Raw genomic sequence first — 22,728 nt, forward strand, 5'->3', positions numbered from 1 at the left:
TACCTCAAACATTGAAAAGAGTCTTATTAGGCCATTATTCTATACTCATCTCTTTCTTGAGCCTCAGAAGGAATGTTATTTCTATACCACATTATATTTCCCTAGGCTTTTTCTTAGCTATGTATCACTTATATGGGTCTTACTAAAAGATAAGTGAGCCGCTTGGCCATTCAGCTCTATGGTTGAACTGTAGCTAAATGGTGTTTATTGGGGCGAATATTAATATGGGTAATTTATAAGTTGTGTTGGTAATACTGTTATGTGGTTGATTGGTAGCTCAGTTAATTTGCTAGAAGTATCTAGGGCTAAAGTGGAGTAAAACCTGACCTAGAATCAGGTTTTTAATATGAACGGTGTTGCTCAGTCAGTATTCAGTAAGTAATTCACTTCGATTTTTTTGTGGCTACTTTTTGAATGATTAAGCCTGTTACTATTAAGCCAAGCCCAATAGGTGTTGTTGGGTGGATCTGTTCGCCTAAAAATAGATAAATGAATATCAATGACAAAAAAGGTGAAATGAAGATTAAATTGCTTATTTTTGCCGTGTTTTCTGCTTTTTTCATCGCAATTAGCCACAAAACGAATGTAATGCCCATTTCAAATAAACCGACATACATAGCGGCGAATAACCCTGTTGTACTGGGAAGAAGCCAAGCTGATTGCCAGCTCATCACGATTGCTATCAGAGGTAAACCAATCGTAAAACAAATGAACAGACTAATGATGGGTTTATCGGTATTTTTTGTATTAAAAATCCAATAGAGCGCCCACAGTAATGTACTTAAAAGTGCTAGCGAAACACCTAAAGGGCTCTCAAAATTAAGTTCTGTTACTTGTCCTTTTGTACTGATGATGAGCACGCCGAAGTAAGCAAAGCAAAGTGAGGCTATGTCAGCTTTTTTGAGTTGTTGGCCCAATAGAGGCACAGCTAAAATACTTAGAGTAATCGCCCAAGTGTAGTTAAGGGCCTGTGCTTGCTGTGCGGGGAGTAACTCATAGGCTTTAAATAAAATTAAATAATACAAAAACGGATTAATGCTCCCAAGTTTCAGATATCGCCATGGATGAGCTAAAAATGCGGGGAGAACTAACATATACTGTTTATCTTTGAATAAACAACAGGCAAGAAAAAACCAGCTGAAAACGGATGCAAAAAAAAGTAATTGTAATGAACTCAGTTCATTCAGTGCAAGCTTGAAAGCAGTAGCGACTGTAGACCAAAGCAGTACAGCCGCGAGGCCATAATACACAGCGTGGCGTTGATTTTTAACCATATTTGTTCGATTAAATAATACCCATAGTAGAAAGGGCGCTAAAAATAGCATATTTAGTCTGTAAAGACAGTAAACAATATACAATTTTATTCAATCTCATTATCCAACTAGCTAAAAGGGTAATTTTTGATTGGCTCTAAGGCTTATTTTATTTTGATGCTGGTGAATCTTCACTGGCGCAGTGAGTATGATTATCGTAGACTCTGCCCTATGAGTATTATTCAATATGTAATTCTTTTTATTGTTGCATTAAATATCGGCTTTGCTTCTCCTGCAAATGCTGAGAATCAACCATGCTCGATGAATCATGACGTGATGATGCAAGAGCAGGTAAAAGAAACATCAACTAGCCATGATTGCTGTGATGAGCAGCTAAACTCTATACTCAGTCATGATTGCGATGGTGAATGCGCGCAGTGTCAAACACATTGCCATCTCACAGTTGTTATTTTACCGCTTACATTAAATTTGTCGGCTTCAATTAATCTGCAAGATATATATTTATATCATCTCCCCTATTATCCTAACCCTACTCAAAGCTGGTTAATCCCTCCTATCGCTTAATACATATCTTACTGTTAGCCATCTATTGAGATGGATGTATTTTATTTATTGAGCGCGAAACAATGAAGCTATATATACTGATCCTATTTGTTATATTCCCAAGTTTACTTTGGGCTAATCCACAGCATTCTGAAATTGAACGAGTTAAACCTGAACTTGTATTGAATTCAGTGAAACAAAACCACTATGTTTGCCCTATGCATAGCCATATCGTAAAAACACATCCAGGAAAATGCCCAATCTGTGGGATGGACTTGGTGCTCATTGAAGACAATGCAGATACACAAGATGATCAAGTCACAGTCAGCGTATCAGGTCAGATGCAACAAAGCATGGCATTAACGAGCGCAAAAGTGATGAGAAGCACACTGTGGCGCTATATCGAAACCTTTGGTGAAATTAATTATGACGAAAACGGCATTTATCATATTCACCCTCGTGCATCGGGTTGGATTGAAAACCTCCAAGTTAAAACGTTAGGAGAAGAAGTAAAAAAAGGTCAATTGTTATATGAAATTTACTCACCTGACCTTGTTGTGGCGCAAGATGATTATATTTCTATGTTCCAAAATCACCAGCAAGTTGCTGATCAATTGAAGCAGCGAGGGCGTACCCGTCTTAAGTTACTCGGTATGACAGATAAACTTATCGACCAACTAGAAACTCGCAAACAGTCTTTTTTCCAGGTGCCGTATTATGCGCCTTACGATGCAATCGTCACTGAGCTGAGTATTGGTGAGGGGATGTTTGTAAAACCAGAAAGTCGCATTATGACTTTATCTAATTTAGAGAGAGTCTGGGTGCTAGCTGATGTATTTGAACACCAGATGGATTGGGTTCGAACAGGTAAATGGGCAGAGTTTGATTTGCCTGCGATTGGTGTTTATGGAGCCGAAGGGCAAGTAGAGTATATCTACCCAGCACTTGATGAGAAGACTCGCACGTTAAAAGTCCGTTTGGCGCTGGATAATTCAAATCATCAGTTTAAGCCAGCCATGATTGCTAATGTACGTATTTATGGTGGGCCAAAAGAAGAGGTGCTTAACATTCCTGTTGAAGCGTTAATCAGAACAGAAAAGCAAAATAGGGTAATAGTTAAAGTATCTGACACCAGTTTTCGTGCTGTTGAAGTGGCGATTGGTATGATCACTCAAGGTCGTGCCGAAGTCATATCCGGTCTCAATGAAGGCGAAATAGTGGTGACTTCTGGTCAATTCTTGATTGATTCTGAGGCCAATATTCGCTCAGCTATTTTGAAGATGACAACTCCCGTTAATACAGCTCATCAGCATTAAGGACAGCCAATGATTCAGTTTATTATTAGCTTAAGCTTAAAACATAAAATGCTGGTGATTCTTTTTGCTTTGCTTAGTGTGGTATTAGGGATCAAAGCAATCAAAGACACACCCCTTGATGCTGTTCCTGATTTATCTGATGTTCAAGTTATCGTCAAAACCAGTTTTCCCGGTCAAGCGGCACAAATTGTAGAGCAGCAAGTAACTTTCCCGTTAGCGAGCAGTTTAATGGCGGTACCAAAAGCGAAAACTGTGCGGGGCTTTTCTTTTTTCGGTGATTCTTATGTGTATATCATTTTTGAAGATGATACTGATTTATATTGGGCGCGTTCGCGTGTACTTGAATACTTAAATCAGGTCTCTGCAAAATTACCTCAAGGAGCAAAGCCTGCTTTGGGGCCTGATGCTTCTGGTGTGGGATGGATTTATCAATATGCCCTTAAAGATAGCAGTGGTCAGCATCACTTAGCAGATTTAAAGGCACTGCAAGACTGGTTCATTAAGTTTGAGCTGCAATCCGTCGCGGGGGTCAGTGAAGTTGCGACAGTTGGAGGGATGGAAAACACTTATCAAATTGTGATTGAGCCATTAAGGTTAATGCAATATGGTTTGACTTTGAGCCAGGTGAAATTGGCGGTTGAGCAAGCCAATCTTGAAGTTGGTGGTTCGGTACTCGAAATGGCAGAAGCAGAGTACATGGTTCGTAGTCGGGGTTATCTAAATTCGATTAAAGACTTTAACCGCATTCCATTAGGCATCATGAGTGAGCAAGGCACACCTTTGCTGTTAGAGCATGTGGCCACTATTCGAATGGGGCCACAAATGCGTCGCGGTATTGCTGAACTCAATGGTGAAGGTGAAGTGGTTGGTGGAATTGTAGTGATGCGCCATGGTGAAAATGCACTAAAAACCATCGCTGCTATTAAAACTAAGCTTGCCGCCCTGCAAGCCAGTTTACCTAAAGGAGTCGAACTGGTAACCGTTTATGATCGCAGTTTATTGATTGAACGATCGGTTGAGACATTAAAAACTAAGTTAATAGAAGAAATCATCGTTGTTGTACTAGTGTGCTTTATTTTCTTACTACACGTTCGTTCTACTCTGGTGGCTGCAATTTGTTTGCCTATTGCGGTGTTATTAGGCTTTCTGGCGATGCGCGCGATGGGAATTAATGCCAATATCATGAGTTTAGGTGGGATTGCGATAGCGATTGGTGCTTTGGTTGATGCGGCGATTGTGATGGTTGAGAACTTACATAAACATTTAGATGAGTATCAACAAAAACATGCTAAGCCAGCAAGTGGATCTGAGCATTGGTTACTTGTTAGAGATGCCTCATTAGAAGTAGGCCCAGCCTTATTTTTATCGTTGTTATTAATTACTTTGAGCTTCATACCTGTTTTTTCACTTGAAGCGCAAGAAGGCAAGTTATTTGCACCATTAGCCTACACAAAAACCTTTGTTATGGCGGCTGCCGCTTTACTATCTATTACTTTAGTGCCTGTTTTAATGGGGTTTTTAGTTAAAGGAAAAGTACCTAAAGAAACCAGTAACCCCATAAACCGTGGACTTATATACATTTATAAACCTTTATTAAGAGGGTGTTTAAAAGCGCCTTGGTTGGTCGTTGCTTTTTCTGTTCTAGTTGCGGCATCGAGTTATTATCCCATTTCTAAAATGGGTTCTGAGTTTATGCCAGAACTTGAAGAAGGGGACTTGTTATATATGCCCACTACTTTGCCGGGGGTCTCCATTGCTGAGGCTGGAGAAATTTTGCAGCAAACGGATCGATTAATAAAAACACAACCTGAAGTTGCCAGTGTTTTTGGTAAAGTCGGCAGGGCAGAAACCGCGACTGATCCTGCTCCGTTGACTATGTTGGAAACCACTATTGCGCTAAAACCAAAATCGCAGTGGCGCGAAGGGATGACTCTAGAAAAAATTATTGCAGAGCTTGAGAGTAAAATAACGTTTCCAGGGTTAACAAACGCTTGGGTTCAGCCAATTAAAACGCGCATTGATATGTTATCAACCGGTGTGAAAACCCCGATAGGCATTAAAATATCAGGGCAAGATATTGCTCAAATCGAAGCAATAGGGCAAGAGATTGAAGGGATCTTAGCGCCATTATCAGGGACTCGATCTGTGTATTCTGAACGAGCGCAATCTGGGCGGTATATTGATATTACGCCAAGAAGGCTTGATGCAGCAAAATACGGTTTAAGCATTAGTGATATTCAACAAGTGATTAAATATGCATTAGGTGGCGCAAATATCGGTGAAGTGATTCAGGGCACTGAACGCTACCCAATTAATTTACGTTATCCTAGGCGTTATCGCGACCAGTTAGAAAGTCTTGCTACATTACCATTCGTCACACCTTCAGGGGCTTGGGTGACACTCGATCAGATAGCTGATATTGAGATTAAAGAGGGCCCAGCAATGATTAAAAGCGAAAATGGCCGCCCAATTGCGTGGACGTTTATCGACTTAGATCCTGATGTGGTAATTGGTGAATATATTGAACAAGCACAAGCACTGCTTGAACAGCAGCTGGTGTTACCAGCAAAATATACGATTAGTTTTGCTGGACAATTTGAGTATATGCAACGGGTTGAAGCGAAATTGCAATATGTGATCCCAATCACCTTGCTGATCATTTTTGTGATTTTGCATTTAGCTTTTTCTTCTGTTGCACAGGCTATGTTAGTCATGCTCACGTTGCCAGTGGCGCTCGCGGGCTCAGTGTGGTTTGTTTTTTACTTGGATTATCAATTCTCAGTCGCCTTAGCTGTGGGAATGATTGCCCTTGCTGGAGTTGCTGCAGAATTTGGTGTGGTGATGCTGATATATCTTAATCAGGCTATTAAGCAACACTCAGCAGACATAGTGGCTGCAATAGAGGTTGGTGCAGTGCAAAGGGTGCGGCCAAAAGCAATGACAGTGATCACAATAGTGGTTGGCTTATTGCCGATTATGCTTGGAGCTGGGACAGGAAATGAAGTGATGCAAAAAATAGCCGCGCCGATGATAGGTGGGATGATTGTCAGCCCGCTGATCTCTATGCTGCTGATTCCAAGTGTGTTTTATTTACTTTATCGAGGCCGAGTCATTAAATGATCGCATGACAGCCAGCTCTTTTTTGAGCTGGCTGTCAATGAGTTGATTACTCTAGGCCAACAGCAAATGTCAGGAAAATAGAACTCCCTAACTCGTCCACATCTTTGTTGTCAGTGAATTTAATACTATGCTCTGCGTGGAGCAAATACCGGCCTGCTTGAGTCGGAGTGAAATGAACCATGCCTTGTGCATCAGACTTTAATGATACTTTATTAGGTTGATTACGATACATAGTGCCATCAGCAACAATTTCAACCTCTAAATTCTCGACCGGTTGACCATCGTAAGTAAACTTTAACACTGCTTGTTCATTTTGCACGATATCAGCAGGGTGAGTAATCGGGGTTAGCTCTAAATACTGGCCCGATGGTGCTAATGTCTCGCGCGTTGCGCTGTTGAGTGTGACATATGTTTCGACTCGAGAAACAAACTGTTTGGTGTAAAAATCATGAGCGCCGGCGGGTGCATCGGCTTTTGTGGTCGCTTTGTCTGCCCGCTTGCGTTTCACGCCTTCTTCACCTTTGACTTTATAACGGGTAAAGCTCCCTGCTTTCACCGGGTATTCAAATTTGTAGGTGCCATCATCAGTCAGTTGGTAGTCAAAAACTGATTTACGCTTACCTTGGTAAATTGAAGCGGGTTTGTCTGTTTTGCCGTTTGGTGTTTGAATAATAACGGCATCAGCTGAGAAGGGTTTATCGTATTCAAAAACTTGATTACTTGCACTGGTATCAGAAGTTACCCAAACAGAGCCTTTATCAGATGAAACGTTAAAATGACTCGGTAAAATCCAACGGTCATGAGCATTAGCTTGGCTGCTCAGTAAAACGAATAGGGCTAAACTTAATGATTTTTTCATGGTGATCCTTATTGATAGGTCAGTGTGATAGTGCCAGTTTCTGCAGTTGGTGCGATCTGAGCATTAAAAGATTCATTGAGTACAAATGGGTGTTTAACTAAGTTACGTCCGCCGTGTTCTCTGACGACTTCAACTAATAAAGTATATTTGCCCGGTTCAAGTGGGGTATTGTTTTGTGATAATCCATTCCATGACAATTGATACTGACCCGCAGGGCGCGTGGCCGAGGTCATTGCATCCACTAATGCCTTGTCATCACGGCCTGCTTTTCGCCACCATCTACGAATATCTTTTAGCCATTTGAAGCCTTTGTCTTCACGCCACAATGCGATGGTGGTTTGATGCTTGGATTGACTGTCTTCTATCCAGACAGCTACATATGGACGATGATATTGACCTTGTGTTATTTCTGGTAGTGTCAGGTCGATGTTCATCTGCATTGCGCTATTGGCGTGAAAGCTGATGCTAAAACACCAAAAAATTATGAGTGGGAGTGTGATTTTCATGTTGATTTCCTAAGGGGTAAAAATAAAGAAGATTGCAACGCAACTGCAAGTCGCGACGCTCATATAGAAAAGAGATTTTTTCATTCTTCGCTGTTGTGGGATCAGCAGTAACGCACCAGTAATAGAAAATAACAGCATTAAAATTGCTGAAATATCTAAAACCCAAGACCACACCAATCCACTGTTACGCCCTTTATGTAGATCGTTAAGGATCGCCACAAAACCATATTCAATGGACTCAAAATAACTTTCACCTTCCACTAAATCGATAAGCAAAGATTTATATGTCCCGGGGCCTTTCTGTACGATTGATATTTCTTCTTCTGAAATGTCAGCATTGCTAAAGTCCATCGCAAATTGACTGGCAACATAATGAGGCAAAGCTTGTGCTCGCTCAGTGGTTGATAAGGCGGTTAAATATGAAGGTAGAGAGACTTGCGCAGTATGACTGACCCCATCACCGTCAAACCACTGGGGGTGATTGAGCGTGATCCCTGTGATGGCAAAAAAGATCATCATCATTAACAATGCCATTGAGACATAAACATGGATAGCACGTAAAAGCGTCAGTGTTTTTTTACTGAACTTAAATTTATTTTTTGACATCGAGGGTTAGCTTCTTGGATTTAAAGGTGTGCGGGGCTCTATAGTCAGGCTGTATCCAATCCCTCTGATAGTTTTAATAACTCCCTTTTCAATCCCTTGTGCAACCAACTTTTTTCGGATATTAGAAATATGCATATCTAAATTTCTATCTAAGAGATTAAACTCTTTTTCGAGTACGCGTTGTTGTAACGTTGCTTTACTCACAACGTTGTTTTTGTTGTGAATCAAACAATCGAGCAGCTTCGACTCTGTCAGGGTAAAAGGACATTGCTGCATTTTCGCTAAGATCTGCAAGGTAAGATTGTTTGTCATGATAATCTAAGTGATAATTGTTTTTATTTGATTCTATGGTGTTTCACATCAGATTGCATGCATTTTTTTAGGTTAAATTTAAAAATTGCCTTTTTAGCGACTTAAACAACAGTGGAAGTCGTTAAGTACCAACTAACTGATTTAAAGTAACTTATATTTTGAAGCATATGAGTAAATCCCTTCTACAAAAATCAGCTTAAAAAACCCCTAGAATTCAGGTCAATATCTGCTAAGCCTAAATAAGGATGATTTATTTTTACTGGGTATGACTATGAGTGAGCGCAATCAAAATAAAGGCATTTTGGTGTGTGATAGTGATAATGTAAGTTTGAATAATACGTTGAAATGTTTGCATTATATTTGGTCAGGGCACATTGAGGAGTCAACGACTTTATTACGAGCACAGGAAGTGCTGAGCGATCCCAAGCAGCCAATCGACATTTTTATTGTTGAATTAGCAGAGTTTGTTCATATTGATTTAGCGAGTTGGTTATTAGGAACGGGCTTTAAAGGGCATTTAGTGTTAATAAAAAATGAGGATGATACCTTACCTAGCTTTATTCCTAGTGAGCAGTTAACTACGTTACAACGACCAGTTAAGTTAACCGATTTCACAAAAACATGTGCCATTGAGTCGAGTCGCCATTCTGATAAAAAACTCGACGCCTCCTTCTTGAGTGAATTGCTCAATCGCAGAGATGCACTCTCTATAGAGTTTCAGCCACAGTATTTAGCTCGCAGTGAAAAATTATGGGGGTTTGAGTGCCTGACTCGCTTCCAGCATAGTGGTGCAAAGTTTGACACAAAAGAAGTGATTGATGCTTTGGAGCACCATGGTTTAATGGATAAATTTAGCCAAGTTTTTTTCAAGCGTCTCACTGAGGTGTTACCCGCTTTTACGCAGACACGTTTATCTCTGAATTTATCCCTTTATAACATTGAGAAGTATGACTTACTGACAGTGATAAAAAAAATGCTCAGTGAAACAAATATTTCTGCAGATAAAATAACACTTGAGTTTGATGCATCGGCCTACTTTTCATCGTCAGCGCAAGCTATTACGCTGCTATGCGAGCTTAAAGCATTAGGATTTGATATGGCTATTGATGGTTATGAAGGGGACTTGCAAAACTTAAAGGGACTCCCTCTGATGATTGATGAGGTGAAATTGTCCGTGAGCCATGCAAGAAAAACTGGCGGGGGATTTGTTTTACCAGAAATAGAGAACATTGTTCCTTTATCTAAAAATATAGGCACACGAATCGTCTTTGCAGAAATAGAGCAATACCAACAATATAAGCGTGCGCAAAAGATGTCGTCAGAAGCGATTTTACAAGGTTACTATCTAGCACCGCCCGTAGGCTTAAGTGAAGTTGCTGAGCTTCAGTTACATTAGGAGCGGTTGATCTCGCGTGTTTAAGTTTTGTTTTAAATAAAAGCGTTTTTATCGTATTGAGCTGTGTGTTGTCTTGTTCTACATTCTAGGAAAATATTGCTCAACTATGAAAAAGCGCTTTTAGCGTAATCTTTCAGCTGTGTTTGTTTTGTCTGATCGCATCTCAGAGTAACAAGCTTCATCATAAAAGCGCAGCCTTGTATAAACCATCGGCAAACAATTGTGAAAGATCAACATCCCCCTAAAGTGTACAAAGTATTTTAACTTTAATATTTAAAACTAAGTTTTGTCATATATGCACGTCATAGTTCATATTCAGTGTTCTCATATAGATTAGGTTGAATAATTTAACCAAAATAAAGTGGTTTATGGATTTTATGTTGTTAACGATTCGGTTTTTTAGCGCTTTATTTGAAATTTTTATGCTTGATTTGCATTTCGGTGAGTGTTAAAAAGTAACCATATTGTTTAGAGAATACAGTTCACAATGCAAAAGACACAATTACGTACACTTAATATTGAGCTCTTACTCCTACTTAAAGGTATTGGGGTTTAAGTGTATTTGCATTGAGAGAAATACGTTAAAACCCCGCATTAGCCGGGGTTTTTTTATGCCTAATGAAGGTTAGATAGGATTGAGTTATGAGCGATAAAGTATGGATTTTTGACACCACTTTAAGAGATGGTGAGCAAGCGTTAAAAGCAAGTTTAACAGAAGATGATAAATTACAACTCGCTCATACTATCAGCAGGCTGAATGTTGATGTAATGGAAGTGGGTTTCCCAGTTTCAAGTCCTGCTGACTTTCGATCTGTCCAGCGCATTGCCACCGAAGTAAAAGGCCCGATTATTTGTGGTCTGGCTCGCTCGGTCGCAAAAGATATCGAAGCTTGCGGTGAGGCTTTACGTCCTGCAGAGCAAAGTCGCATTCATACTTTTATTGCAACCAGTCCTTTGCATCTTGAGCACAAGCTGCGCATGAGTTTAGATCAAGCCACGGAAATGGCGATCAAGTCGATTAAATTGGCGAGAAACTATACCGATGATGTTGAGTTTTCGTGTGAAGATGCCGGGCGTACACCTCATGGTGATTTATGTCGCATTGTAGAACAAGCCATTAAAGCGGGCGCATCAACTATCAATCTGCCAGACACTGTCGGTTATGTGACGCCAGATGAATATGCGGCGATGATCCATCACTTAATGAACAATGTGCCAAATATTGATCAAGCGCGCCTCAGTGTCCATTGCCACAATGATTTAGGATTAGCGGTAGCAAACTCAATTGCAGCGGTACAAGCTGGTGCTCGTCAAATCGAATGCACCGTAAATGGGATTGGTGAGCGAGCGGGTAATTGCTCGATGGAAGAAGTGGCGATGATATTAAAAATGCGTCACGACCATTTAAATTTATATACAGGTATTAATTCAGAGGAAATTTATCGCGCCTCACGTCAAGTCAGTCAAATTTGTAATATGCCAGTACAACCCAATAAGGCCATTGTGGGTGAAAACGCATTTGCGCATAGCTCAGGTATTCATCAGGATGGTGTGCTTAAAGCGCAAAACACTTATGAAATTATGTCACCTGAAACCGTCGGTGTACCGAGCAACCAACTTAATATGACTTCACGTTCTGGTCGCCACGTTATTCAACACCGTTTGAGTGAGTTGGGTTATCAAGCGGGTGATTACGATATCGAAAGTTTGTATGAAAGCTTCTTAGCCTTAGCTGATCAAAAAGGCACTGTCTATGACTATGACTTAGAGGCGATGATTCATTTCAATAAAATCACCGATAAAGACGATCACTACCAACTCGATTTTGTGAACTCAACCTCAAACTCTCAATCAGTCGCCAGTAGTACCGTAGGGTTAACCATAGGCGGTGAGCAAATTTCTGAAGCGGCGACAGGAAATGGGCCCGTTGAAGCGTCTTACAAAGCTATCAAACGGATCACTGCAATGGATATCGAAGTGATTGAATATAACTTAGATGCAACTGGCGCGGGTGAAAGCTCTCTGGGTCAAGTTGATGTGATTGCAAAATTCGATGGCAAACTCTATCACGGTGCAGGTTTGGCCGCAGATATTGTCGAGGCCTCAGTACGTGCCATGGTGCGTGTATGTAACTTAATTTATCGTGCACAGCAAGTGTCGGATATCAAACAACAAAGGAAAGCAGGATGAGTAAATCAAATTATAATATTGCCGTTTTAGCCGGTGATGGGATTGGCCCTGAAGTGATGGCAGCGGCTAATCAAGTCCTCGATGCAGTTTGTGACAAATTTGGTTTTTCCTTAAATCGTACAGCACATGCGATTGGTGGCGCAGCGATTGATCAGTGTGGTCAAGCATTACCCCCAGCAACTCTGCAGGCATGTGAACAGGCCGATGCGATTTTATTTGGCTCTGTCGGTGGTCCAAAATGGGAAAACCTCCCGCCTGCCGAGCAGCCTGAGCGCGCCTCTCTTTTACCTTTGCGTAAACACTTTGGTTTATTTTGTAATTTAAGGCCAGCGCAATTACTTCCTGCATTGAGTGCGGCATCGCCACTTCGAGCTGATATTAGCGAGCAAGGCTTTGATATTTTATGTGTTCGAGAGCTAACTGGAGGCATCTATTTTGGTGAAAAAGGCCGCAGTGGTGAAGGTGAGGCTGAATCTGCGTTTGATACTCAAACTTATTCGCGCAAAGAAATTGCACGCATCGCACATTTTGCATTTAAAGCAGCCCGATTGCGCGGTAACAAAGTGACCTCAGTGGATAAAGCGAATGTCTTAGCATCAAGTGTGCTGTGGCGAGAGGTCGTCACTGAAATTGCACCTCAATACCCCGATGTAGCTTTGGATTATATTTATGTCGATAACGCGGCAATGCAACTTGTTAAAAATCCGGCGCAATTTGACGTGTTGCTGTGTGATAACTTATTTGGAGATATTTTATCTGATGAATGCGCGATGATTACGGGTTCAATGGGGTTGTTGCCATCCGCAAGTTTGAATGAATCTGGTTTTGGCTTATATGAGCCCGCTGGTGGTTCAGCGCCAGATATCGCAGGAAAAGGCATTGCTAATCCGATTGCACAAATACTGAGTGCGGCATTAATGCTTCGGTATTCACTTAATCAAGAAGAAGCAGCCCGCACAATTGAAAAAGCAGTCGCAGAAGCTGTTGCAGCAGGCGTGGGCACTCCCGATATTTATCCACAATCGGGTTACACCACATCAGATGTCGCCGCTGCAATTGTGGCTCGTATTTAATTTAATTTAGTTGCACTCACCGTCACCGAGTGCCGCATCAAAGAGGTAAGCATTGTGGCTCACACCTTATATGACAAAATTTGGCAAGCGCATAAAATAACAGCAATTAATGAACAGACTGATTTGCTGTATGTTGATCGCCATTTAGTACACGAAGTAACATCACCGCAAGCGTTTGCGGGCTTAAGAGAAAAAAAACGCGCCGTTCGACGCCCTGATAAAACTTTTGCGACGATGGATCATAATATATCAACCAAAGAGCGCTCATTAGCTGCTGCGAGTAAAGTTGCGCAAAATCAGCTCAATGCTTTAACAGAAAACTGTAAAGAGTTTGGTGTACCTTTGTACGACTTAAATTCTATTAACCAAGGGATTGTGCATGTAATGGGCCCAGAGCAAGGGATCACTTTACCTGGCACAACCATAGTGTGTGGAGACAGTCACACTTCTACTCACGGTGCATTTGGTGCGTTAGCTCATGGTATTGGCACCTCGGAAGTGGAGCATGTTTTAGCCACTCAAACACTGCAGCAGAAAAAAGCCCGCTCCTTAAAGATTCAGATAAACGGTTCCTTAAAACCCACAGTCACAGCTAAAGATTTAATCATGGCTGTTATTGGTCGTTTAGGGACTGCTGGTGGTAATGGCTACGTTGCTGAGTTTTGCGGTCAAGCCATTCGTGAATTGTCGATGGAAGCGCGCATGACTTTATGCAATATGAGTATTGAAATGGGTGCCAAAGCAGGGTTAATTGCACCGGATCAAATTACCTATGATTATTTAGAAGGTCGTCCGTTTGCACCAAAAGGTGCAGATTGGCACGAAGCGGTTACTTATTGGCAAACGCTAAAATCAGACGATGATGCTGTGTTTGATCACGTCGTTGAGTTTGAAGCAAGCGATATCCAGCCACAAATCACATGGGGTACGAGTCCTGAGCAAGTGATAGGGGTTGATGGTACCATTCCTGATCCGACTTTAGAGCCTGACCTTATTAAAGCAGATGCGATTCGTCGCGCTTTAGCCTACATGGATTTAACGCCGGGGCAAAAAATATCAGATGTGAAAGTGGATACGGTATTTATTGGTTCGTGTACCAATAGCCGCATTGAGGACTTACGTGCTGCAGCCGCGATTGTACAAGGTAAGCAAGTGGTCAATGGCATTGAAGCCTTGATTGTACCGGGTTCTGGTTTAGTTAAAAAACAAGCCGAAGATGAAGGCCTAGCCGAGATCTTCAAAGCAGCAGGTTTTGAATGGCGAGAGCCTGGTTGTTCGATGTGTTTGGCAATGAACGACGATAGATTAGAAGCTGGTAAACGCTGTGCATCCACATCAAACCGTAACTTTGAAGGCCGCCAAGGTCGCGGTGGGCGCACGCACTTAGTTAGCCCTGCGATGGCTGCTGCGGCGGCTGTTTATGGCCACTTTGTTGACATTAGAGGAGAGGCATAATGAGCGTATTTCACCAAGGTTTATTAGCACCTTTAGATAAAAACAATGTCGATACTGACCAAATTATTCCGAAGCAGTTTTTGACATCGACCAGTCGCGATGGCTTTGATAAAGCGCTTTTTTATGATTGGCGCTACTTAGATAATGGCGAACTGAATCCTGAATTTATTCTCAATGAACGTCGCTATCAAGGCGCGAGTGTTTTGCTAACTCGTGATAATTTTGGTTGTGGCTCGTCTCGTGAGCATGCACCTTGGGCGCTAAAACAGTATGGTTTTGAAGTGATTTTGGCTGAGAGTTTTGCTGATATTTTCTTTAATAACTGCGCTAATAATCAAATGTTGGCCATCGCATTGCCCAGTGAGACACTTGATCGATTGTTTGTGTTAGCTGAAAAGCAAGAATTACAGATTGATGTCGATTTAGCCGCGCAGATGTTAAGAAGTGATGCCTTTGATGATATTTCTTTTGAGGTGCGAGCGGATATCAAAGAGCGCTTGTTAAGTGGCCTTGATTTTATCGGCGTGACAGAAACACTCAATGCGAATATTCAACAATTTGAAGATCAGCTTCATCGCGAACGCCCGTGGCAGTAAATGCCCTAAAATAGTTTGTTATGTTTAAAGGCCGAGTTATGATACTCGGCCTTTTTTGTTTTTATCGAGTTCCCCCGGGGTGGGTTGTAAATGGATGCTATGTTTCATTGGTTTGATTTAATCGGTGTTGCGGTTTTTGCTATTTCGGGAGCGCTTGTGGCTCACCGTAAAAAACTGGATGGATTTGGCGTGGTGGTATTAGCCGCAGTCACTGGAATTGGTGGTGGTACCATTCGAGATGTCATTTTGAATGCGCCAGTTTTTTGGTTGCATGATCCCAGTTACCTGTATTCGATTTTAGGGGCCTCGTTTTTGACCATAATTTGGTTAAATAAACGGGGTGAAATGCGAAAAATTATTATCGAAAGTGCTGATGCATTAGGGTTGGCTTTTTTTGTGGTAATGGGAGTGCAAAAGGCACTTGATTACGGCATGCCAGATATTACCGCTGTAGTTATGGGGGTAATTACTGGCTGTTTTGGTGGTATGATCCGCGATGTACTTGCTCGCTCCACTCCGATGGTGCTTAAAAGTGAGTTGTATGCAACGACGTGTATATTAGGGGGCGTGGTCTATACGCAAAGTTTAAACTTTGGTATCGACAAAGAAATAGCGATTATTACCGGGATGCTCGCGACATTAGTGTTAAGGGCTGCAGCAATAAAATGGCGCTTGAGCTTACATGTTTTTAAATATCCAAACTAAACTTGTATAAACCCGATTAAAAAAAGGACATGGAATGTCTTTAGCTCGCATTTATTCTCGCGCTCAAGTTGGTATTGCCGCACCAGAAGTTATCGTTGAAGTTCATTTAGGTAACGGCTTACCGTCATTTAGTATTGTTGGGTTGCCCGAGACGTCAGTCAAAGAAGCTAAAGATCGCGTTCGTAGCGCTTTGATTAATTCCCAATTCTCATTTCCAGATCAGCGGATCACCGTTAATCTAGCCCCAGCGGATTTGCCTAAAGAAGGCGGCCGTTTTGACTTAGCCATAGCGATAGGTATTTTAGTTGCATCTGAACAGCTTCATAGCCCTGATATAAGCCAGTATGAATTTTTTGGTGAACTGGCTTTAAGTGGTGAAATCCGTGGCGTTTCGGCGATTGTACCGAGCGTTATGGCGGCCACACAAGCTAAGCGGTGCTGTGTGTTGGCACAAGTGGATGATCCTTTAGCCAGCCTTATCGATAGCGCGAATCGAAAAGCATGTACTAGCTTGCAGCAAGTATGGTTAGATTTAAGTGGCCAGATGCCATTAGCGCTCAATTGTGCTTATCAATCGGAGCCTGACAAACAGCATGATGTTTGTGGCGATGCCCTCGATTTGAATGAAGTCAAAGGGCAGCAACAAGGCAAGCGAGCGCTAGAAATTGCCGCTGCTGGCCAGCATAACTTACTTTTCGTCGGGCCTCCGGGCACTGGTAAATCGATGTTAGCGCAGCGAATGACCAGTATTATGCCGCCAATGACAGCTGATGAAGCGCTTGAAACCGCAGCACTTTACTCCATAACCGGACAAGAAATTGCTCTGAACAATTGGCGCAAGCGCCCTTATCGTAATCCACATCATACGTGCTCTGCTGTTGCGCTGGTGGGGGGCTCATCGAACCCACGGCCTGGCGAAATCAGCTTGGCACATAACGGTATTTTATTTCTGGATGAGTTGCCTGAGTTTGAACGTAAAGTGCTCGATAGTTTGCGTGAGCCTATGGAAACTGGGAAAGTTGTGATATCTCGCGCAGCCAGACAAGCAGAGTTTCCTGCTAACTTTCAATTGATTGCGGCATTAAATCCCAGTCCAACAGGGTGTCACACTGATAAGCGCTCCACTCCCGATCAAGTGCTTAAATACCTTAGCAAAATATCAGGCCCATTTTTAGACCGGATTGACTTACAGGTTGAACTTCCTCGCTTGCCTGCTTCTCAGTTACAAAGCCAAGAATATAGTGAATCAAGTGAAGATGTTCGCATCCGCGTTGAGCAAGCGTATGAACGGCAAATGAAACGCCAAGGTAAGCTCAACAGCCAACTTGGCAATAAAGAAATTGCCATACACTGCCCTTTGGGACATGAAGAGCAAGTGTTTTTAGCTCAGGTTAGTGAAAAGCTTGGTTTATCACCCAGATCGTATCATCGTATTATTAAAGTTGCGCGTACCATTGCTGATTTATCCGCCGAGTCAGATATTACTTTGCCTCATCTGAAAGAATCGATTGGTTATCGAGCACTAGAAAGGCTATTAAATCAATTATCTCAGTATTAATGATAAGAGTGGTTTGCACCTTAATTTACCAACTGTTAACATGCTGTTAGTCGAGTAATATAAGGATTGTGAGATGAAAAGGTTAGCGCTTTTAATTAGTTCAGTTTTAAGCATGTCAGCATTTGCTGATGCCAATAAAGCGATGGATCTTTATCTCAATCAAAATTATCAGCAAGCGTTTCGAATTTTCCAAGATACCGCCCATTTAGGGCATGCAAAAAGCCAGTTTAATATAGGTGTGCAGTACTTGCGTGGCCAAGGTGTGAAAGCGGATCCGGTAATGGCGTATAGTTATTTAACCCTTGCACTCGACAACGGTTTTAAAATGGCGCGTCAGGCTCGAATGTCAGTAATAAAACGCCTTAGCCCTGAACAGCTTAAACAAGCTGAAGCCAAGGCGGCACAGCTTATAGAGCTCTACGGTGCTCAAGGAACTGATAATTTAGAAAACAAATTCTCATCTGTACGCAGTCATAACCCAACTCCGAAACGTACCATTAATCCAGATGCTGAATATCCATCTGGGCTCGCTCGTGATGGTGTGCCAGGTTTTGCATCTTTTATTTTTGATATTGACCGCAATGGTGTTGCGCGGGACTTGGTGTTACTTCAGTCATACCCGAACTCTGAATTTGCTGACAGTGTTAAAGAAAAGCTCGAAAACTCCCGCTACCAGATCCTAAAAGTAGGCGGTACGCTACGTACATTTAGTAATGCGCAATTTAGTGGGTTATTTAAAAGCAGTGAATTACCTCAAGATATCAAAGCGAGTATTGCGACAAAGCAAAAACAGCTAATAGGGCAAGCCAAGTCAGGTGATATCAATGCGCAAGCAGAACTGGCCAGCTTACTGTCACTAATGAGCGATTTACCTGAACATGTTGTTGCTTTGCCCAAAGAGAAAGTTGTCGCCGCAACGACGCAGCCGCAGCGTATTTTTTTAAAAGAAAGCCAAATACCTACTTTTGATTATCAGCCTGAATTAGAGGGGCGCTTTCATAATTTTAGTTATTTAGTTTGGTTAGATTCATCTGCAAAAATTTCAAAAAAAGTACTTTATTCTAAGCATTCTGTTGCTGAGTCACTCAAGTCAAATGCAGAAAAAACATTAGATGACTGGCAGTTATCATATATCGAACCGCAAAAAGCGACTGTTGAGCAAGGGCCATATTTAGTTGAGTTTTTTTATAATAATGAACCTCGCAACCAACGCTTTTCAAATTACTTAACACGTAGTCATGCAACGATTAAATCGATAATCAATCAACCAAAAGAGCTATTAGCTGATTACTGGCGTAAAGAAGCGGCTAAAGGTGGTCATGCTGAAAGCTTATTTTTACTAGGTGCTAATTGTAACGTACCGTTATTGAGCATCGCAGCCGAAAATGGCTATGTGCCGGCGCAAGTTCAAGCTGCAAAGTGTCTCTTACACGATCCTAACCTATCAAATGATCAACAAGAACAAGCGAAAGCTTGGCTAGAAATGGCCGTTGGACAAGGTAATATTATTGCCAAACGCGAGCTTGCTGGCATATATGCACGTACTTCAAACATGAGAAGTGATTTGGAGTTGGCAATCAGCTTAGGAGAGCAAGTTGTTGATGAGCAAGACGACCCGTGGGCATTAGAATATATTGCAGCCGCTTACGCTAAGCTTGGGCAATTTGAAGAAGCGGTTGATAAACAAAAGCAAGCAGTGAAACAGGCATGGAGTAAAGATTATTTTATGGAGCCTTTTGAACAGCGTTTGTTGTCATATGAAAACTCAGAGATTGCGCCTTGGTAATCTCAAGCAAGTAGTAATGTAAGTTAGCCTAATCAATTAGGCTAACGAAATCATGTAACCTTTTCCGCGCACAGTGACAATGCGTTTTTGATCTTTTTCATCACTGAGTTTTTTACGTAAACGACCAATTAATACATCGACAGTACGATCAGCTGGGCTCCAATCGGTTTGGCCTATTTCTTCTGAGAGTTTTTCACGCGAAGTGGCTTTACCTGCATTCGAGATTAGGCAAATCAGCACTTTATGTTCTGCTTCTGTTAGGCGCATTTCTTCACTGTCGCCACAGATTAAAGTGCGATGCTCTGGATGTACTTTTATGTCGGCATACTCAATGTAATCATCTGAATCATCTTGGGTTTCAACAACAATGCGCTTACATAAAGCGCGCATGCGTAGCTCTAACTCAAGTAAATCGACTGGTTTGCAGATGTAATCATCAGCACCTTGGGCAAGACCAGCAATGCGATCTGATTGAGAGTCACGACTTGATAGCACAATCACACCAATATCGGTTAAGGTATTGAGTTCTTTGGCAAGGAGCAAACCGTCTTTTTCTGGCAAAACAATATCGACAATCGCCAGTTGAATCGCTTGTGAAGGATCGCTTTGTCGGCTTTGTACTATGTCCATTGCGTTTGCGCCGGTAATGTCGGTCACAAAGCTAAACCCACTGTCGTCAAAGTGTGACTCAATGCGTTTAACCAATAATTCGTCATCTTCTACTAATAAAACTCTAACCGTCATTTTATTTTTTCACAATTTTCTTGGCCGCCAATACTACCATCAAATTATCAAGTAGAGAAAAGGAAGGCGATACTAATTTTGTATGGAAATGTAAATACAACAAGTAGATAGGAGCTAATGTAAAATTAGCTCCTTTTTTATCTTATTTACTAGAATATAGACTATTCCACCATTGTGGTTGATCTTTTAGCTTGGCGTCAAAATAAGCAAGCATAGTATTCCACCAATGAAAGCGTTGCTCACGGGTGATAATCTGGTGATCGGCTCCTTTGTATTCAATCAGCTCAACATCCTGATTAAGCAGTTTAAGTGCCGTGTACATGTTGTGACTTTCACCTTTAGGTACATTGGTATCGGCATCACCGTGAATTAATAACAACGGAGTTTTCACTTTATCTGCATGAAAAACAGGACTTTGTTGGCTATATAAAGCAGAGTTATTCCATGGGAAGCTGTTTTTAGATGCTTCGCCAGAGTATAAATAACCCCACCATCCTTGCCCCCAGTAAGAGGTGATGTTTGAAATGCCAGCATGAGCAATCGATGCGCTGAACATATCGGTTTTAGTTGCAAGTAGCATAGTCATAAAACCACCATACGATGCACCTAAGTTACCCACCTTTTTGCTGTCTACAAATGGATACGCATTTAGAAAAGCGCGAGTGCCTTGCATGATATCGTCTGCGGTATGTTCCCCCCAAGCATTAACATGCTTAGCTGAAAACTCTTGGCCAAAACCTGTCGCACCTGTTGGCTGTACTACATAAACCACGTAGCCGTTGGCAGCCCAGAAGTTAAATGGATAGCGCCCTGTGAAGCCACGTGTTACCGGAGAGGTGCCACCATAATAATAAACCAAAGCAGGGTATTGTTTGCTCTTATCTAGGTTATGAGGTAAATACACGCGGCCGCTGATTTCTACGCCAGATTTATTCGTGAAATTAAACTCTTCGAGTGCTGGGATGTCAGTATTGGCATAAAACTCACTGGCTGAATCCCATAAGGTGCTGGCTTTGTTTTTTGCAATCGTCAGAGATTGAAGTCGCTGAGGTTTACTGACATTAGTACCCGCTGCAATTAATCGTGGTTTTTTGTTATCGCTGACACTAAAGCGATCAACAACGTCTAACTGTGTGTTCAACTTAGTAAAGCGAGTTTTACTTTCATCAAATAAATACAGTTGTTTTGTATCTTTTTCGGTGACACTTAAAATTAAGTCGTCATTGCTAAGAGCTGTCATGCTGCCAATGGCTGGGTCAAAGCTTTTCGATAATGCGGTGACTTGTTTGCCATCAAAGCTGACAGAATAGAGTTGCCCATCATAGTTATTGGGTAACAAACCTTCTTTTATTGCCAGCCCTGCGCCATTGTTAAACGCGGGACCTGCGGTGATGTATAAGCCATCATCATGGTATTTAGCTTGATTAAAGGTGCGATACTGACCAATTAAGGTTTCTGTGTTGTCGGCTAAATTAATTTCAACCAACTCAGTGAGCATATGAGGAGGCGCTGCATAGTCTTTCAAGTTGCGGCTGACTAAGATGCTATTGCGTTCTTTGTCGAAGTCCTGCAATGAATGGCTGTGTGTCGCTGGACTAATTTGACGCGCTAAGCCAGAGCTAATATCTAGTAAATACACGTGATTACTATTGCGCGCATACGACCAGCGATCTTCTAACCCTTGATAATGCTTGGTTAATCCTGTGTTTGTTTCTGCGGTTTTATACCATGAAAAAATAAGCGTGTTGTTATCAAAAAACTCAAAGCCACTCGCGCCAACTAATTTATCGCTGATGATACTGCTTTGTAGTGTCTTGCGGTCGAGCATGCGCAATTGACCGTCAATGGTATAAATGAGTTTTTGATTATCAGGGCTCCATGCAAAGCCACTGGCTTTAGCATTATCCCAGCTATAACGAACTTGATATTTATCATCGCGTAGCTGAGTGGTGCGAATTGCTTTGTCACCACCTTTATCACTGTAATGGCTGGTGGTAATAATCATGTCTTTGCTATCAGGTGATAAGCTTAAACCGGTGATGGTGGCGGCATCAAATAGCTGTTGTGCAGACAATGTGGTGATTTCTTCGATGAGTTGGATATTATCGTGGTCAGCTTTTCCTGCAAAATCGACATTCACCTTTTTCCAGTCAGCCACTTGCTCAGCTAATAACACAAATTGGTGTTGGCCAGTTGCTAAGTTCACATCGAGTTTGTCTTTGTTTAAAGAGTGACTTTTGCCATTAATAAACAGTGAGGCGTTATCGACACCATTAAATGTGAGTGTGCCTTGGGTAAAACGATCGACAGAGACCGTAAATTTTAGAGCTTGTAAGCCCGCGACGGTGAGTTCATTTACTTGATCAAATGGTTGCCAAGTCAACGGTTGACCAAACACTGTTACTTTTTGAGCATTATTACTTAATGTCTCAGCAAAATTGGCGAGTATCTCTTTTTGCTGAGCTGTCTCATACGGCTTGAGTAAATTATTTTCTGCAATTGGGCCCAAATAATTAATGTGTTTTTTATCTAATTCAATTGCGTGTACGTTTGCACTTAATGCAACGGCACATGCAGTGGCTAAAATTGTTTTTAACATCGCTTAATTCCATCGTTTCAATTGACCTTAATATAAACATTTTTGCGTTTTGACGGCATCTTTGTGCGATAAACAGAGCGTTAATTCAGA

General features: G+C 41.7%; 18 protein-coding genes. 11 read left to right on the forward strand and 7 right to left on the reverse strand.

Annotated features, from left to right (window positions below; translation table 11 throughout):
- Positions 1-383: 383 nt before the first annotated feature.
- On the reverse strand, positions 384-1,274 hold the full coding sequence (locus PULV_RS15400) for a DMT family transporter (RefSeq protein ID WP_086744481.1): 891 nt from the start codon (positions 1,272-1,274) through the stop codon (positions 384-386).
- A gap of 126 nt (positions 1,275-1,400) precedes the next feature.
- Between PULV_RS15400 and PULV_RS15405 the strand changes: the two genes are divergently transcribed.
- From PULV_RS15405 to PULV_RS15415, 3 genes are all read left to right on the forward strand, one after another.
- On the forward strand, positions 1,401-1,838 hold the full coding sequence (locus tag PULV_RS15405) for a hypothetical protein (RefSeq protein ID WP_086744021.1): 438 nt from the start codon (positions 1,401-1,403) through the stop codon (positions 1,836-1,838).
- A 62-nt stretch (positions 1,839-1,900) separates the two neighbouring features.
- Complete coding sequence (locus PULV_RS15410) at positions 1,901-3,133, forward strand: efflux RND transporter periplasmic adaptor subunit (protein ID WP_086744022.1); 1,233 nt, start codon at positions 1,901-1,903, stop codon at positions 3,131-3,133.
- Between the two features lie 9 nt (positions 3,134-3,142).
- Complete coding sequence (locus PULV_RS15415; protein WP_193332188.1) at positions 3,143-6,253, forward strand: efflux RND transporter permease subunit; 3,111 nt, start codon at positions 3,143-3,145, stop codon at positions 6,251-6,253.
- A gap of 46 nt (positions 6,254-6,299) precedes the next feature.
- Here the strand turns inward: PULV_RS15415 and PULV_RS15420 are convergent, their stop codons facing one another.
- From PULV_RS15420 to PULV_RS15435, 4 genes are read right to left on the reverse strand one after another with little or no spacing between them, the layout of a single operon-like run.
- On the reverse strand, positions 6,300-7,112 hold the full coding sequence (locus PULV_RS15420; protein WP_193332189.1) for a DUF4198 domain-containing protein: 813 nt from the start codon (positions 7,110-7,112) through the stop codon (positions 6,300-6,302).
- Between the two features lie 8 nt (positions 7,113-7,120).
- A complete protein-coding gene (locus tag PULV_RS15425; protein WP_193332190.1) occupies positions 7,121-7,618 on the reverse strand; it encodes a DUF2271 domain-containing protein in 498 nt (165 codons plus the stop codon).
- A 9-nt stretch (positions 7,619-7,627) separates the two neighbouring features.
- Entirely contained in the window at positions 7,628-8,224 is a 597-nt protein-coding gene (locus tag PULV_RS15430; RefSeq protein ID WP_193332191.1) for a PepSY-associated TM helix domain-containing protein, read from the reverse strand.
- Between the two features lie 6 nt (positions 8,225-8,230).
- Entirely contained in the window at positions 8,231-8,536 is a 306-nt protein-coding gene (locus PULV_RS15435) for a winged helix-turn-helix domain-containing protein (protein ID WP_086744027.1), read from the reverse strand.
- 271 nt (positions 8,537-8,807) lie between these two features.
- Here PULV_RS15435 and PULV_RS15440 point away from each other — a divergent pair, with 271 nt between their 5' ends.
- The 8 genes from PULV_RS15440 (at position 8,808) to PULV_RS15475 (ending at position 19,295) form a co-directional block, all read left to right on the forward strand.
- Entirely contained in the window at positions 8,808-9,932 is a 1,125-nt protein-coding gene (locus tag PULV_RS15440) for an EAL domain-containing protein (protein ID WP_193332192.1), read from the forward strand.
- Between the two features lie 642 nt (positions 9,933-10,574).
- Positions 10,575-12,122 carry a 2-isopropylmalate synthase gene (leuA, locus tag PULV_RS15445; protein WP_086744029.1) on the forward strand — a complete coding sequence of 516 codons (1,548 nt, stop codon included), beginning with the start codon at positions 10,575-10,577 and terminating at the stop codon, positions 12,120-12,122.
- Positions 12,119-13,195: a 3-isopropylmalate dehydrogenase gene (gene leuB, locus PULV_RS15450; RefSeq protein WP_086744030.1), complete on the forward strand. Its 1,077-nt coding sequence runs from the start codon at positions 12,119-12,121 to the stop codon at positions 13,193-13,195. The genes leuA and leuB overlap by 4 nt, the downstream gene beginning before the upstream one ends.
- 54 nt (positions 13,196-13,249) lie before the next feature.
- Complete coding sequence (leuC, locus tag PULV_RS15455) at positions 13,250-14,650, forward strand: 3-isopropylmalate dehydratase large subunit (RefSeq protein WP_086744031.1); 1,401 nt, start codon at positions 13,250-13,252, stop codon at positions 14,648-14,650.
- Entirely contained in the window at positions 14,650-15,246 is a 597-nt protein-coding gene (gene leuD / locus PULV_RS15460; RefSeq protein ID WP_086744032.1) for a 3-isopropylmalate dehydratase small subunit, read from the forward strand. Before leuC ends, leuD begins: the two co-directional genes overlap by 1 nt.
- Before the next feature lie 90 nt (positions 15,247-15,336).
- Positions 15,337-15,951: a trimeric intracellular cation channel family protein gene (locus PULV_RS15465; protein WP_193332193.1), complete on the forward strand. Its 615-nt coding sequence runs from the start codon at positions 15,337-15,339 to the stop codon at positions 15,949-15,951.
- Positions 15,952-15,985: 34 nt separating this feature from the next.
- Positions 15,986-17,509 (forward strand): YifB family Mg chelatase-like AAA ATPase, encoded by a 1,524-nt coding sequence (locus tag PULV_RS15470; RefSeq protein WP_086744034.1) that lies wholly within the window; start codon positions 15,986-15,988, stop codon positions 17,507-17,509.
- A 73-nt stretch (positions 17,510-17,582) separates the two neighbouring features.
- Complete coding sequence (locus PULV_RS15475; protein ID WP_193332194.1) at positions 17,583-19,295, forward strand: tetratricopeptide repeat protein; 1,713 nt, start codon at positions 17,583-17,585, stop codon at positions 19,293-19,295.
- A gap of 36 nt (positions 19,296-19,331) precedes the next feature.
- On the opposite strand, the gene PULV_RS15480 is transcribed toward PULV_RS15475, so the two are convergent.
- Positions 19,332-20,039 carry a response regulator transcription factor gene (locus PULV_RS15480; protein WP_086744036.1) on the reverse strand — a complete coding sequence of 236 codons (708 nt, stop codon included), beginning with the start codon at positions 20,037-20,039 and terminating at the stop codon, positions 19,332-19,334.
- A gap of 142 nt (positions 20,040-20,181) precedes the next feature.
- Entirely contained in the window at positions 20,182-22,638 is a 2,457-nt protein-coding gene (locus tag PULV_RS15485; protein ID WP_193332195.1) for an alpha/beta hydrolase family protein, read from the reverse strand.
- Positions 22,639-22,728 lie beyond the last annotated feature (90 nt).

The organism is Pseudoalteromonas ulvae UL12 (assembly GCF_014925405.1).
GTDB lineage: Bacteria > Pseudomonadota > Gammaproteobacteria > Enterobacterales > Alteromonadaceae > Pseudoalteromonas > Pseudoalteromonas ulvae.